At 41.9% G+C, this 14,426-nt stretch carries 17 protein-coding genes and 1 pseudogene; 13 read left to right on the top strand and 5 right to left on the bottom strand.

The genetic code is table 11. The features are described 5' to 3' along the window. Positions 1 to 744 (bottom strand): annotated as a pseudogene (locus tag LRP50_RS25765) (hypothetical protein); the annotation flags it as partial. 272 nt (positions 745 to 1,016) lie between these two features. Here LRP50_RS25765 and LRP50_RS19940 point away from each other — a divergent pair. From LRP50_RS19940 to LRP50_RS19955, 4 genes are read left to right on the top strand one after another with little or no spacing between them, the layout of a single operon-like run. Then, positions 1,017 to 2,246 carry an ankyrin repeat domain-containing protein gene (locus LRP50_RS19940; RefSeq protein WP_274166205.1) on the top strand — a complete coding sequence of 410 codons (1,230 nt, stop codon included), beginning with the start codon at positions 1,017 to 1,019 and terminating at the stop codon, positions 2,244 to 2,246. Then, positions 2,243 to 3,151, top strand: a complete 909-nt coding sequence (locus tag LRP50_RS19945) for a radical SAM protein (RefSeq protein WP_274166206.1) — start codon at positions 2,243 to 2,245, stop codon at positions 3,149 to 3,151. The genes LRP50_RS19940 and LRP50_RS19945 overlap by 4 nt, the downstream gene beginning before the upstream one ends. Next, positions 3,148 to 4,410 (top strand): AAA family ATPase, encoded by a 1,263-nt coding sequence (locus LRP50_RS19950; protein ID WP_274166207.1) that lies wholly within the window; start codon positions 3,148 to 3,150, stop codon positions 4,408 to 4,410. The genes LRP50_RS19945 and LRP50_RS19950 overlap by 4 nt, the downstream gene beginning before the upstream one ends. Before the next feature lie 2 nt (positions 4,411 to 4,412). Further along, positions 4,413 to 4,976, top strand: a complete 564-nt coding sequence (locus LRP50_RS19955; protein ID WP_064626280.1) for a uracil phosphoribosyltransferase — start codon at positions 4,413 to 4,415, stop codon at positions 4,974 to 4,976. A 72-nt stretch (positions 4,977 to 5,048) separates the two neighbouring features. Here the strand turns inward: LRP50_RS19955 and LRP50_RS19960 are convergent, their stop codons facing one another. Then, positions 5,049 to 5,516, bottom strand: a complete 468-nt coding sequence (locus LRP50_RS19960) for a CreA family protein (protein ID WP_061897517.1) — start codon at positions 5,514 to 5,516, stop codon at positions 5,049 to 5,051. Between the two features lie 72 nt (positions 5,517 to 5,588). On the opposite strand from LRP50_RS19960, the gene LRP50_RS19965 reads away from it, so the two are divergent. Then, a complete protein-coding gene (locus tag LRP50_RS19965; protein WP_274166275.1) occupies positions 5,589 to 5,753 on the top strand; it encodes a hypothetical protein in 165 nt (54 codons plus the stop codon). A 237-nt stretch (positions 5,754 to 5,990) separates the two neighbouring features. Here the strand turns inward: LRP50_RS19965 and LRP50_RS19970 are convergent, their stop codons facing one another. Next, the gene (locus tag LRP50_RS19970) at positions 5,991 to 6,320 is read right to left on the bottom strand and encodes a hypothetical protein (RefSeq protein ID WP_274166208.1); all 330 of its coding nucleotides are present in this window, start codon (positions 6,318 to 6,320) and stop codon (positions 5,991 to 5,993) included. 245 nt (positions 6,321 to 6,565) lie between these two features. Between LRP50_RS19970 and LRP50_RS19975 the strand changes: the two genes are divergently transcribed. The 4 genes from LRP50_RS19975 to gltS all read left to right on the top strand — a co-directional run bounded on the left by LRP50_RS19975 (position 6,566) and on the right by gltS (position 9,896). Beyond that, positions 6,566 to 7,021: a hypothetical protein gene (locus LRP50_RS19975; protein WP_274166209.1), complete on the top strand. Its 456-nt coding sequence runs from the start codon at positions 6,566 to 6,568 to the stop codon at positions 7,019 to 7,021. Positions 7,022 to 7,230: 209 nt separating this feature from the next. Beyond that, on the top strand, positions 7,231 to 7,749 hold the full coding sequence (locus tag LRP50_RS19980) for a hypothetical protein (RefSeq protein WP_274166210.1): 519 nt from the start codon (positions 7,231 to 7,233) through the stop codon (positions 7,747 to 7,749). 211 nt (positions 7,750 to 7,960) lie between these two features. Further along, a complete protein-coding gene (locus tag LRP50_RS19985; protein WP_274166211.1) occupies positions 7,961 to 8,401 on the top strand; it encodes an L-alanine exporter AlaE in 441 nt (146 codons plus the stop codon). A gap of 265 nt (positions 8,402 to 8,666) precedes the next feature. After that, positions 8,667 to 9,896, top strand: coding sequence for a sodium/glutamate symporter (gene gltS, locus LRP50_RS19990; RefSeq protein WP_274166212.1), 1,230 nt, complete (start codon positions 8,667 to 8,669; stop codon positions 9,894 to 9,896). A 148-nt stretch (positions 9,897 to 10,044) separates the two neighbouring features. Here gltS and LRP50_RS19995 read toward each other — a convergent pair whose 3' ends face one another. Together LRP50_RS19995 and LRP50_RS20000 are read right to left on the bottom strand one after the other, a co-directional pair. Then, positions 10,045 to 10,398, bottom strand: coding sequence for a VOC family protein (locus LRP50_RS19995; RefSeq protein ID WP_274166213.1), 354 nt, complete (start codon positions 10,396 to 10,398; stop codon positions 10,045 to 10,047). A 27-nt stretch (positions 10,399 to 10,425) separates the two neighbouring features. Beyond that, positions 10,426 to 10,866, bottom strand: a complete 441-nt coding sequence (locus tag LRP50_RS20000; protein ID WP_274166214.1) for a DUF3291 domain-containing protein — start codon at positions 10,864 to 10,866, stop codon at positions 10,426 to 10,428. A gap of 541 nt (positions 10,867 to 11,407) precedes the next feature. Here LRP50_RS20000 and LRP50_RS20005 point away from each other — a divergent pair. The 4 genes from LRP50_RS20005 (at position 11,408) to LRP50_RS20020 (ending at position 14,283) form a co-directional block, all read left to right on the top strand. Beyond that, the gene (locus tag LRP50_RS20005; RefSeq protein ID WP_274166215.1) at positions 11,408 to 11,959 is read left to right on the top strand and encodes a PepSY domain-containing protein; all 552 of its coding nucleotides are present in this window, start codon (positions 11,408 to 11,410) and stop codon (positions 11,957 to 11,959) included. Between the two features lie 100 nt (positions 11,960 to 12,059). Further along, positions 12,060 to 12,317: a hypothetical protein gene (locus LRP50_RS20010; RefSeq protein ID WP_274166216.1), complete on the top strand. Its 258-nt coding sequence runs from the start codon at positions 12,060 to 12,062 to the stop codon at positions 12,315 to 12,317. 26 nt (positions 12,318 to 12,343) lie between these two features. After that, a complete protein-coding gene (locus tag LRP50_RS20015; RefSeq protein WP_274166217.1) occupies positions 12,344 to 13,078 on the top strand; it encodes a response regulator transcription factor in 735 nt (244 codons plus the stop codon). Continuing rightward, complete coding sequence (locus LRP50_RS20020) at positions 13,075 to 14,283, top strand: sensor histidine kinase (protein WP_274166218.1); 1,209 nt, start codon at positions 13,075 to 13,077, stop codon at positions 14,281 to 14,283. The genes LRP50_RS20015 and LRP50_RS20020 overlap by 4 nt, the downstream gene beginning before the upstream one ends. Positions 14,284 to 14,426: the final 143 nt, after the last annotated feature.

Raw genomic sequence — 14,426 nt, forward strand, 5'->3', positions numbered from 1 at the left:
CTTGTGTTGGTGGTTATGATAGTGGGTTAATGTTGTCTGCGTTGTTACAATGTCACGGTTGATTTGTTCCAGTGTATGGTTAGCTGCTTTGATTCTTTCATTTACCTGTTCAAGTTCACTTAAAGCTCGTTGCTGTTCGTTCTCAATCGAGGATTGTTCAATTGATGCGATATTTCTGGTTAGGGAGTGAAGAGGCTTGAAAGAAAGCCAAGTACAACGTTTGTGAAATTGGTCATCTAAAACCTTGTCGCTTAGATAAGAAGTAAAGTCGGTAGATGGGACAGTAAGATTGCTAAGATTCAGCTCAATCACACTCTCGAACCGCTTTCTGAGATTAAGAATCTGGTTTTGGTCAACTTCGGAGTCATCTAACGTTACTGTAAGATAGATCGCTTGATTATCTTGCAGTGTTAGTTCGATTAGAGGTCTAGTATCTGTGTCGATTAATAGGGAGCAGTGTGTCACATCTACACTAATGCTGTTTGTGCAAGTGTAATCAATAGGTATGGTTAGTCGTTGTTGAGCTGAAATTAAATAGGTTAAACGTTCACAGATTTCGGATAGAACTAGGTGGTCGCATTGTTTATCTGAATGTTGAAATAGTTGAAAACTTTTCTCACGTTGGACGCTCTTACCGCAAACACGACAATGACCTGTTAAGTCATTGCTTTCCTTTGAGTCTATCAAAACCCCATTGTCATTAAGGCAAAATCGAATTCCCATTCTTTGAGTGCTACACAACATAGCTAAACTTCCACAAGATCAGATACATAGTCATATTGAACCAGATTTTAGAGTAGAAAAATATGCAATTCGATTGGTATTTAAGGAATTAATTACAAATTTGGTAAAAATGGCTTTCCAAAGGTTAACCACAGAATGCGTGTCACGCATAGTTACACGCTGTAAAGTATTTATACATCAGCCACTTGCTTCTTGTGCCTGTGTTAACGCCCTGTTATGTTTCAATACACATAAGGCGTTGAGTGCATAGCCAAAGGATATGAGTGTAAATTATGCTGACAGAACTAATCGGAAAGAACATCAAAACATTTAGAGACGAACAAAAGCTGTCTCAAAAAGAACTTGCGGAGCAGCTTAACGTGGCTAGACCTGTGATATCAAATTGGGAAAATGGGAAAAACGAGCCATCCTCGTCTCAGTTACTAAAACTATCGAAAATTTTCAAAACTTCAACTGATGAGCTAGTAGGTAATACTTCAATCAAGAAGAAGGTTATTGTTGTTGATACGTCTGCGTTGATCAAAAGACCATCGATCATTGATGAACTTGAAGAGTTCTTTGAAGAGGTCGTGATACCAGAAGTAGTGATTTCAGAATTGAATAATCTGAAAGACAGAGGCAACCCTTCTACAAAACAAAAAGCTTGGTTGGTAATGAAATCCATTACTGAGAAGAAAGAAAAATTCTGTATAGAAAAAAGCATCAAAACAGATGGAAACAATGATGAAAGGATCGCTGATGTGGCAATTAAGAGATCGAAAGCTTGCCCTTACGATGATGTGTATTTGCTAAGTGATGATATCTATTTTCAGTTCTTGACTAGAGAGCCAAGAAATCTCACAGCAATAACCCCCAATATGTACATAGAGAAGTTCCATACCGCAGACAACGATTATGATGTTGTGCGCTCCATTGAGTTCGGTTCTTTAGTTAAAGGAAAGAAACTTCAAGAAGCTATGGATTTTGATATGCAGGGCGTTGATGTCAATTTTCATAGTCCTGATAGTGGCTTAACACCATTGATTTGTGCTGTACGAAATCGTGACCTACCGATGCTCAAATACCTTCTCACACTAAAAGAAATCAATCTTGATGTGAGGGATAAGCACAAATACCGATTCTCAGCTATCCATCACGCAACACAGATTAAAAAAATTGAAATAATAAAGTTGTTGGTCGAAAACGGGGCTGATCTTGACTATGGGAGTGGAGGTAAGAATGCTGGTAATACACCACTAATGATTGCTGCGTGGAGTGGTTTTTTACAAGCGGCAGATTACTTTTTGTCTCACGATTCTTGTACCAATCAACAAGATAATAATGGCTACACACCTTTGATGAAAGCTTGTATTAAGCACGATATAAAAATGGTCAGAATGCTAATTGAAAAAACTGACTTGATGATTAGGTGTAGAAATAACAAAACAGCAGTTGACTATTTAGATGCTAACAACCCGAAAAGTAGTGATATATTTGAACTGTTTAAAGGATACTTGAAGTGATTGATAGAGCTTGTATATCTCTTGGAGAAAAATGTAACTTAAAATGTGCTTACTGCCACTTTCATAATGAAGATAATGGAAAGTTAAGTGGAATTTCGCAAGAGTTTACTACTGATGAGCTAATAAAAATAGCAAAAAACCTAAATGATTATGCAAGAATTAACAACTTATCCACTTTCAAAATTGGGATAGTTGGTTCTGGTGAGCCTATTTTGCAATATAGAAAAATTGTTGGCCTTATTGAGTATGTAAAAAATAATAATCTTGACCGATTAGCATTTTATACCATTACAAATGGAACAATATTAACAGAGAAAATGTTGGATTTTTTCTTGGAGCATAAAGACTCGATAAAAATGTGCTTCTCATTGGATGGTTATGAAGAGCTTCATAATTTAGGTCGAGAGAAATATAATGTTGTTTTTAATGGAGTGAAAAAGTATGAGTATAAATTTGGGCATAAGCCACCCATAAACTGTACAGTGCATAGCCAAACCATTTTGAATAAAACTAAACTTAGAACGTATCTTGAAGACAACAACTTTAAGGATGTAACGTTCTCACGCCTTTTCGATTCTCACGATGAAAGTATGACAGTATCAAAGGACGAATATCAATCTTTACTTGAAGATTTTAAAGGTAGTCAGTTCGAAGTACGTCAACTTGATGACAATAATAAAAAGAAATATGACTGTACAATGTATGGCACACTCTGTGGAGTAGGTCGTACCAATATTTTCATCACCAAACGTGGTATCTATCCGTGTGGCAGATTCTATGGAAATGAAGATTACAATTATGGAGCATTCGATATGGACCTTGAAAATTTGGAGTTTCAAATGGGTCAGATGAGGTCTCTAGAGGACGGTGAATGTTACTACGATAAATATGTTGAGGTTAAATGATGAAGTTAGCTATATACGGTGTATCCAGAGCTGGTAAAGACTATCTAATCAAGAATGTGATAGCTTATTTACAGGAAACTACGCTGTTAACTGCTATTCATATTGAGGGGTCAAAGACATTAAATGCTCTTGCGCAAGATATGTTCCAAAAACCCTTCAAAAGTCTTGAAGAATCAAGAAAAAAAACGCTACGAGAAAAATTCACTGAGATCGTGAATGAAAAAAATTCAGAATACGATCTCGTACTAGTAGATGGTCACTATTCTTTTATAGATGGTGATTCTTACAAAGTAGTCTTCACTGAACAGGATAAAAATGTTTACGACCACTTCTTCTACTTGGATACTCCATCAGAAATGATTGTAGAATTTTCAAGAAAAAGCACAGGAGAAAAAAGAAATTTAGATATTACTGTAGAACAAATAAGAAATTGGAAAAAGTATGAAAAATGTGAATTAGAAAAAATATGTAATAGTCACAGAAAAGAGCTAGTGATCTTAGATGAAGACACTAAGTCAACGATTCAGTTTATTTCTTTTTGGTTGGACTCATATACATCAAAATTTTGTAATCAATCCTTAGCTCTTAACTTTTATACTAGCTATAAAGAGTTACTAGAAAAATCAAATCAGGTTATCCTTGTTGACTGTGATAAGACTGTTTCAATTAATGATGGGACTTATGATTTTTGTAGATATTTAGGAATAAAAAAAGATGAGTTAAAATCTATATTTAGAAATGATAGGTATACTTCATACCAATTTTTTAAAGTTTGGAATCTATACAAAAAGCATAATCCTATGAAAGTGGGAGAATCAGCGACTCAAACTTTGGAAAATATAAAACTGAGCCAGAGCATATTCGACTATTTAACTAATCAGAAAGACTCTATTGTTATCGGTGTTACGTCAGGCGTATTTGATATATGGAACTTAGTTAACGAAAAGCATCAAATATTTGACATTTTGCTAGGAAACATTTGCAAGCCAGAAATTGAATATCTTGTTACGCCATTGTTCAAGAAAGAAATATCGAATCTACTAAGAGACAAAGGAAAACACGTAGTAGCCATTGGCGATTCGTTGATTGACATTCCAATGTTAGAAGCAGCAAATCAAGGGTATTTGGTTGCTCACGAAAAGTTAAACAAAGCAGTGGAGGCTTACTTAGCAGAAACGGAGTGTACAAATATCGAATCAATGTTTGAGGTTGGATTGTCATATGACCTCAATAAATGCTGTGAACTAGAAGAAGTATAATAATGTATGTATTAAATGAAAGCTGCCAAAATAATAATGTTGAACAATTGATTGATATTTGTAAGAGCAGTTCAATGTCGATGGGCTACAAACTTCGTACCGCACACTATCAGTTAGGAGAGGTCATTGCAGAACCAATAGCAAAATCTTCAAATCAACAACGAAACTATGCTGTATTGATTTTGATGCGGGCAGGTTTGTGCTTTGGTAATGGTATTGCAGACAAGCTTGAACAGCTAGGTAGCAATGTATCAATAATTTTCGTCAATGATGATCTGATTTCTAACGAAGACCTCGAAATTGTTAGAGACAAGAACATTATCATTGTTGATGCAGTAATAAATTCAGGTAAAAGTGTTTTTGGCCTGATTGACCAACTTCCAGATACGGACTCTGTAAAGCTCGCTACAACAGTGATCCCAAGTTCTTCGACTGAGCTACTTGAGAGCTATGATTTATATACTGTACGAGTATCAGATAACAAGTATGAGGGAGCAAAGGTTCAAGTCATCTCAGGTGGAAAGGGACCTGATACTGGCGATAGACTGTTTAATACATATAGCTAAGACATTTACCAAGCAAGAGCAGTATCATTTACCATATTGCTCTTGTTTGGTGTTTTATGAGTCAATAGAAAACTATTGGTCAGTATTCGCTACTATATAAGCAGCAGTACCCCATAGAGGGACTGTAGAAAGGCTGTGTTTGAAACTACCGTCAGTTTCCTTGGTGGTGTATGACAAATAAAGTAGGGTTTGATTCTCAGAGTCGTAAATTCTACGTACTTTCATTGTCTTAAAGAAAATACTTTTTGACTGCTTAAACACAACTTCACCAGATTTACTCTTGTCAATTTTGGCTATCATTTCAGGAGTAATATCACCTGTTTGACGGCAAGAAATGGAACTGTCACTTGGATCGGCAAGGCTCAAATCTGCTTCAATCGAAGCAATATGACACGTTACCCCTGTAACTTCCTCATCAACTAAGCTCGAAATTGAAATGTCCTTTAAGGTGAACCAACCCAAGCCTACGTCACCAACCTCATTATCTGAACAGCCAGAAAGCAGTCCTGAAAGGAATAGGGCAGTCATAAGTTTCTTCATACTAAGTCCTTGTTATTAAATATGTAAATTCTAACCTGGGGAGTTATGATTCATTCTGTTATAGTGTTGGTAATGGTTTATACATCTTTGGTGGTGAATAGACCTAAGCTTACGTCTCCCACTTCATTGTCTGAGCAACCCGTTAAGGAGAGCGCGAGTACTGAAGCCGCAAGTAAAGGGCGTGAAAAAGTACGAAGAGAAGCCAAAGCTGAAGTGTTAGGTCGCATAGCGGGATAACCTGCTTATTGGTTGGTTTAAAAAGAGTACAAACAATGATGCGTTTCACTTTAACAGTGGCTTGCACCATTTGTCTAACAACGACTTATCATTGCGCTTTACAGTCACAGGGCATTCACATAAAGCGGCAATAATCGCGCCGCGGTGAGGCGACGCGATGCAGATTTGTTAGTACTCAGTGATGCATGAGGGGAAACAGTGAAAGCGGGACTGCTTGGGTACAGTGTTCGAGCCTAGTTAGTTAAATTGAGCATCACCCGGCTTGCGATCCAAATTTTCGGGATTGAAGGTTTGGAGTTCATCATAAGCATCGCAGTAACTTGCCGTTAGGTTGTATTTCTCACGGGCTGCCTCGATTTTTCGTTCAGCGACTCGACGACTGTCGGCGCCATTACGATTTGAGCTAAAAATACGTTGCTGAGTAAACAATTCCTGCGTGAACTTTTGTTTACAAATTGACTCGTTTCTTTCGGTTACGACTTCCCCCAATGTTTCTTTCTTGGTTGCAAAAGCAGTGGATGTTGCCATAAGAACAAAAAGTATCGTTGTTACAAGGAGATAACGCATCAAGTGAACCTCATAATGAACCGCCTAGATTAAAGATAGTTCACGCATGACCGCCTCTCCAGTGCGACAAGTGAATGATTTTTGATGCAGTACAATTTATCCTCATTTGACGGCGAGATTATTTGTGTTGTTGAAAATGTGCGCAGATATCGGTGCGGGTTAACATTCTTGTGAAAAGACAGATGAAGCGAAGGAAGGTTTGGCGTTATCTTCTTCTTTTTGATGGAACGACAGTGACGTAGCAGATGCCAAAACAGGTTAATAGTTCATACTTACAACTCTTTATGCGTGAGTCAGACACCGCAGCCATGCTAAATATTGAGCAATTGCCAGATGTGTCAGACGTCGATGCGATTGCGCTTTTTGATTGGATGTCGAGCAAGCGGTCCTTTTCAAATGCTGACGTGAGTGGTCAGCGTTGGATCAAAACGTGCAGCGCAGGTTATGTGACTGAGTTGTTTTTGCATCTGGATGGGTCGTTGGAAGAATATACGCTCTTCAATCGACTCCCGACGAAAGGAAGTTGGAAGTTAGAACAAGGTGTTTTGGATATTGAAATCATCAAGGGTAACAATATCTACCAAAGCCGTGTGATTGCCAATAAATCGGTAAATATCCACTCTGCCATCGAATATAAGAACGGCGAATTACACTCTTATTTGAAGCTTGCCCATATCATGCCGGTTGCGCAAAGCGCGTAGACCTTCGTTCTGAACCCTCTTTCTCTGAGCATGCACAAAGCCAGCATTATGCTGGCTTTGTTTCGTTTTAATGCTAAGAAAAACACAGTATTGAAAGTAATCGGGTATCCGCACGTTCTGTTCTCAACTATACCTGAAGTTGTATACGGGTTTGGTGGCGTCCATGGTTAGGGATGTGATCATGTAAGGAATAAACAAGGAGTGAAGGTGTGCGAATAGGAATGCCAACGTGGGTGATTGTTGCCATAGGCCTTGTGCTGAATATTGTAGCAGCCTTGATGACAAACTTTGTGATTGATGACTTGGGCGAGGAGGCCGCCTTAGTGATTGAAACGCAAACCAACAATAACCAAATCATTCAACTCACATGGCAACAAGTCGACGCACTTGAGCGACGCCGTGAAACCATCACGATCATCTTGGCGAGTAGCACGGAAAATAACGCCTTAACTGAAATGTTTAGCAAACGATTGTTGGCATCGTTTAGTGACATGGCGGATATCAACATTTCTCTGCAGAACATGCCTATGATTATGTCCAGCATAGACAAGAAGCAGGATCTCCTAAGAAATAAGATTGATACGTTATATCTCGATAACCTTTCCTTGGCGGAAACCCAACGCGATTTGGGTGGGAAAATTTCGGCCTATCGAAACCTCGCATTGTTCTTACAGGTACTTGGGCTGGCGCTTATCATGGCAAGAGACCTTTCTAGGAAATCAAAATAATCCTATAAACACAGCAAGATACCCTTTCAATATGTCGTAGTGTTTAATTCTGGTTTTTACATATAAGTTAAAATTAAAAACTGTGTATTTCGATAAATATGTTGTCAAAATTTGCCCGTCTTTTGTTCTAATAGCCGAATAACGTGTTCACGTTTTAAGACTTTTTAGCAGCGTTTTGCTGCACTATTTTGATGCGATTTTGGGGTGAGAAATGAAAGGCGCTAACCGCGTTCGTTCTGTCGTGGCTGACATGTTTGCCATGGTGGTGTTTTGCTTTGTGACAGGCATGATGATCGAGATCTTCGTGTCTGGTATGTCATTTGAACAATCGCTGGCATCCAGACTGCTATCGATCCCAGTTAACATTATGATCGCGTGGCCTTACGGCGTTTTCCGAGACAGCATCCTTGCATTTGCAAAGCACCACTCGTCGTCTCGCTTGAGCAAACGTGCTGCGGATTTCTTTGCTTATGTGACGTTTCAATCGCCAGTTTATGCTGCCATTTTGTTTAGTGTGGGCGCAGAGCCGAGCCAAATTATTACTGCTGTCGCGAGTAATGCGGTGTTATCAGGCATCTTGGGCATGTTCTATGGCGTGTTTCTTGAGCGTTGCCGCCGAGTTTTCCGTGTCGAGGTGCTTACTGCGGTTTGATAGCGCTATGGTGCAACCGCACTGAATGTCAGCGAACGAGATTACTCATTGTCGATCGTTACCGATGATAAGCTTTGTCGCTGACCGTTTTTCAACAGCAAGTCTGTTTCTTCCGAACAGTCGTGCTTGTTGTAGAGTCACTCGCAAAATCAATCATCACAATCCCTCGCCCATATAACGGTCAGAATATTACTGTTTCTCTTTATTTTCGTGTGGTTAGCTATCTGCATTCATTAATCATCAACAATGATGGGTCAGATAAACAATGGACGTTTTGCTCGAACAAAATCTCATTCAAATTAATGCGTTCTTCGCCGTAACGATAGGGATCCTTGTGCTCTTTATTGGTCGACGACTTAACCAAGCGATTCCCTTTTTAAAAGAATTCAGTATTCCAGAACCCGTCACAGGCGGTATTTTGTTCTCGGTGCTTTTCTCTCTTTTCTATGCATTTACCAGCCTTGAGGTGTCATTTAACCTAGTGGCGAGAGACATTCTTCTCGTCTACTTCTTTACCACGATTGGCATTAACTCTAGTTTGAAAGACCTGATGCAAGGCGGAAAACCGCTGGTGGTTTTGCTGCTCATCACTATTGGTTACATGGTGATTCAGAACTTAACGGGCATTAGTGTTGCCAGTCTGTTTGGGCTAGATGCGCCTGTGGGTTTGTTAGGTGGTAGTGTTTCATTGATTGGCGGTCACGGTACGGCGATTGCCTGGTCACCGCGGATCGCCGAAGAGTACGGTATCTCGAATGCAATGGAAATTGGCATAGCGAGCGCAACCTTTGGTTTGATTCTCGCCAGTTTGATGGGGGGGCCCATTGCCAAGTTTTTGATCAATAAGCACCAACTAAAGCCGAATAGTGTTGAACCGTTAGATATTGGTTCTGCGGATAACAAAGCCCCAGAGCAAATCAACAGCTTTGATTTTCTTGATGCCGTGTTTGCCATTCATGTTTGTATTATCTTGGGCTTTGGAATCAATGAAGGTATTAGCCAGCTAGGTTTGCAGTTACCGTTATTTGTGAGCTGTTTGTTCGCTGGCATCATCATGACTAACATTGTGCCTAATTCATTTCCACGACTCACTGGTACCACATGGCCTTCACGTAAACCTGCTGTTGCGTTGCTTGCTGATATTTCGCTAGGCACCTTCTTAGCCATGTCTTTGATGAGTATGCAGCTATGGACGTTGATCGATTTGGCGGGGCCTATCTTTACCATTCTTGCTGCGCAGTTCTTGGTGGCGATTTTGATCAATATCTATGTGGTATTTCCCGCAATGGGGAAGAATTTCGATGCGGCTGTCATTTGTAGTGGTTTTGGCGGGATTTCATTGGGCTCAACACCGACAGCCATGGCTAACATGTCAGCGGTATCGCAACGCTACGGTAACTCTCACCTTGCGTTCATTATCGTGCCGTTAGTGTGTGCATTCTTTATTGATTTGGTGAACGCACTGATGATTCCGTTCTTCCTTTCAAGTTTCTAATGACAAGCAGGGCGTGGGAGAGATCCCAACGTCGCTTTCGCAAAGGAGCTGATTCACAAAAAGATAAAGCCGCTGATGCGGCTTTTTGCTTATTTTCGGCAATCTTTTCTTCTACATTGGGTATTGCTTTCTCATCGCTGAATACCGTTTATTTGTCTGACCAAACCGCCAGTTCATTGCCGCTTGGCTCGGTGAAGTGAAAGCGTCGTCCTCCAGGAAAAGAGAATATAGATTGGACGATTTTTCCGCCGCTTTCTTTTACTTTGTCTTGGGCTTCCTCTAATGCATCGCTGTACAGCACGATGAGCGCTGAGCCATTAGCCGTGCTTGCACTTTGATTCGCGCGAAAGAAACCGCCGTCTAAACCCTGATCGGCAAAGGCTGTGTAATCGGGGCCGTAATCGGTAAACGTCCAGCCGAAGGCATCTGAAAAAAATGATTTTGTCGCGTCTAAGTCGCAAGCTGGGAATTCAACGTAATTGATTTTTCCGTTCGGGTTCATGCGGTGCTCCATTGGGTGACGTGATGGTTAGGCTGGCGGCGAAAAGATGTCAGCGAACGTGAAGGCATGTTGGCTATCACCGTGTTCACGGAGATATTCCAAACGTTCGACGGCTTCTTGCAATGGTGGGATGTGCCCATCTTCGATCCACCACATGACATAGGTGTGCGTTTTGGGCTTTTCAAACCATTCACTACGACGTTTCATGATGTTCAAGTGGTGGGTTTTGAACATAAAGGTTTTCAACGATTCCACGGAGTCCCACACAGATAGATTGACTAATAGATCAGGGTCGTCAAAGACCTGAATGTCTGTCGCATTGCCCGAATCATCTTTCAGTCGCCACACAAAACCCGGAGATGCTTCCGCCATGGCATTCACTGGGTCAAGGTTATCGACAAAATCTTTCATGGCAGGATCATCCATCGGGGTTTTCGCTTTGGCTATGTTCAATTCGGCAAGTTGCATGACAGGCTCCATTATCGTGGCGACGAATGAAAACAGTGTCACGTCTGGGAGCGTGAGGCCATAGAGCATGCTATCAACCCGATGTTTGATCTCATTAATGTTGCAACGTGAAAACAGTGAAACTTAAATTGACGGCTCTGAGGCACAGTTTGGCCACATCACTTAATAATGGTGTGGAAGTAAGCAACGGCGAAACCTTGTTTTGTCGCTTAAACAAGGCAGTAAGCTCATCGACTTTTCTACATTGCGCCCTTAACAACTTAAAATTCAACATGCGTAATGTGTTGATATGAAGACCTATTCAAACGTCAGTGCCTACTGGCGTTTTTTATTTTTCTCCGCGTAATGCTCTGCGTTTATTCTTTCGTTTTTACACTGTAAAACCTCGATTTTGTGATTTGTTGTGAACAAGACAGCGTGCCACAGAGAACTTTACAAAAATGTATAGTTCAGGACAACTCTTTGAAAACGACACCGCGTAAAGTTATCTCATCGACAGCAACACAGACTGTCGCACAAAACCAATAACGAGGACGTGACCATGAAAAATACGATGAATTTTAAGCCTGCTGCTGTTTCTGTACTACTAGGTATGAGCACCATGATGGCAATGGGTGTCGCCCATGCAGATGATGCGCCTACTTCACTTAATCAAGATGCTGTCTCTTTGCTTCAAGCCGTAGAAATAGCGAAAAACGAAACGGGCGCTGTGCCATTGGAAGCTGAGCGTGACATGAAGAAAGGTCAGGCTGTTTATCAAATTGAATTAGCCACAACAGATGGGCAAGAGATAAAAACCTTGATTGATGCCCAAACGGGTGACGTCATTTTGACAAAAAAGCGTCGCGATCATGACCACGACGATCATGAAGACCAAGTGGAAAATGCGATGTGGCTGTCAGGGCTAAAAAATAACACCTACTTATCTTTAGAGCAGGCGGTTCTGAAAGCTGAAGCCGAGTTTGGTGGGAAAGCGTGGAGCGTTGATGTCGACGACCACTGGGGTGACATCACTTATGAAGTTGAATTATTGGATGCCAATGGCAAACGTGTAGAAACACACATTGACGCCATGATCAGCGCAGCTAAGTAAAACGCGAAGTAAGCAGTTATATCATCCTACAAGCGTGCTGTGGTAACGCAGCACACACTGAATACTGACGCTGATATTGTAGCGTCGATGAGGAGTCAATATGCGTAAACTGATGTCAAACCTATGGTTACGTGCCAAAGCAGTATCAAAACGAGTTCGAGAAAATGGCCTGACGACGGTTGTTGGTGTCGTGAGTTTTTCTCTGCTTTTCATGTTGGGACTGGTTACACTAGGAATCACACTGTTAGCGGGTGTCGCTGCCATAGTGATGGCTGCATGGAAACAGCGTCAGTTCGAAAATGACGTTGCTAATCCAACCCATAATAACGCTAACGACGAGCCAATTGCTGCGGTGTAATCCGCTGAGTGATAGAGAGAAAAGGCATGCGAATACTACTGGTTGAAGACGATGTGAGTCTCAGCAGTTTTGTTGAAAAAGGGTTTCGTGAAGCGGGCCATCATGTTGAAGTGACTGACAATGGCAAGTACGCGTTAACCCTTTGCATGACGGAACAATATGACGTTGCGGTAGTGGATCGCATGCTCCCAGGCCTAGATGGATTATCATTGGTCAAAGCGCTCCGCGCCGCACAAATCGGCACGCCGATTTTATTTCTTACTTCTTTGGGCGGTGTTGATGACCGTGTGGAAGGACTAGAAGCGGGTGGTGATGACTACCTAACCAAGCCTTTTGCCTTCTCAGAACTGCTTGCACGAGTAACGGCTTTATCTCGCCGCTCGGTGTTGAAAGCCAATGAAACCAACCCTGAATTGAGCTACGACGATGTCGTGGTCAATTTGTTCGAACATACAGCAACACGCCAAGGTGTGGCGCTTGATCTTCAGCCAAAAGAGTTTCGTATTCTTGAACTGTTCTTGCGCCACCCTGGGCGCGTGATCACGCGTACTATGTTGCTTGAGCATGTTTGGGATATTCACTTTGATCCTCAAACCAGCGTAGTAGAAACGCATATTAGCCGCTTGAGGAACAAACTCGAAAAACCCTTTGGGGATACCTTGATCCAAACGGTGCGGGGTGCGGGTTACAAGCTTGACCGCAAGATGCGAGCAAACAGCCTCGAAGAACCTCGTTTAGACGATCGCGGGGATGTGAAATGATCGCAACCTATTTAACGTCTCTCCGACGGCTGCTCTCTCGCCGTCGGCTTTTAGACCGACTCCCGTCTTGGATGAAAACCTCCGCGACCCAGCAAGGCTTAATGTTTGGTGCGGTCTCCCTGCTTAGTCTTGTGCTCATGGCGACGGTGACGTTTGTTTATGTTGAGCACGAACTGAGCAGCCAAAATCGTGAAATCGTCAAAGAATCTCTTGAGCTTGTGAAAGGGCATGAAAGAAAGATTGATGATGACCCCATCGAAGACGATGAAATTCTGGCAGTACTCACGTCAGGATTTATTCTCGCAGGTATTTTGGTGTCGCTGTTAACTACAGCCATCGTGATTGCTATGGGGCGAATGAGCCAAAAACGCATTAACCGTATTGAGCGTGTTTTGAATTTAGCTGCCGATGGCGATTTGTCTGCGCGTACAGGTGAACGACATACCTACAATGACCTCGCCCGAATCTCGGTTTCCGTCGATGAAATGCTATCTCGCCTTGAAGGCTCCGTCGCGGCAATGAGCGATATTTCTTCCAACATCGCCCACGAACTAAAAACGCCAATTACCCGTTTACGCCATAACCTTTTAACGTTGCGTGAAGAGGCCGAAGTGTTGAACGTGACAGAGCAAGACGTGTTTATGCTGGAGCTTGATCATGCGTTGTCCGATTCACAACGATTGGCTTCAATTTTTGATGCGCTTCTACGTATATCTCAAATTGAATCAGGAGCGCGTCGAAGCCGTTTTACACAGGTGGACTTGGTACAAATCATGGATACCGTGACGGAAATCTATGGTGATGTCGCTGAAGATGCCGGAATGCTGCTGGTGGTGAATCTGCCAACTGAACCGCTTTTGTTGCAAGGCGACAGAGAACTGCTTATTCAACAAGTCGCGAACCTGATTGAAAATGCCCTGAGATACTGCCCTGAAGGCAGCCAAATCAAGTTAAGTTGCGGCAGATCGTCAACCAGCCACGACGTTTGGTTAACTGTCGAAGATAACGGGCCAGGTATTCCCGAAGCGGAGCGAGAGCGTGTGTTTGAGCGATTATATCGCGTGGACAAAAGCCGTACCGATGGTGGTTTAGGCTTAGGGCTTTCTCTCGCCAAGGCCGTTGCAGGCTTGCATCACGGCACGATCACACTTACAGACAGCAAACCGGGTTTAGGCGTGAACGTGTCTATGCCTCAGGCATTTTAGTTTAGCGATTTGTCGGCAACGACAAATCGCTTTCTCGCTTTTAACTTCGTACTATATTCTCTACTCTGCAACAAAGCGTTGAACCCGATGTGCTTACAATTCAGTCAGGATGAATTGATAGTTTTGTATGTCTAATCATTAAG

The sequence above is a fragment of the Enterovibrio gelatinilyticus genome (assembly GCF_028683095.1).
GTDB classification, from domain to species: domain Bacteria; phylum Pseudomonadota; class Gammaproteobacteria; order Enterobacterales; family Vibrionaceae; genus Enterovibrio; species Enterovibrio gelatinilyticus.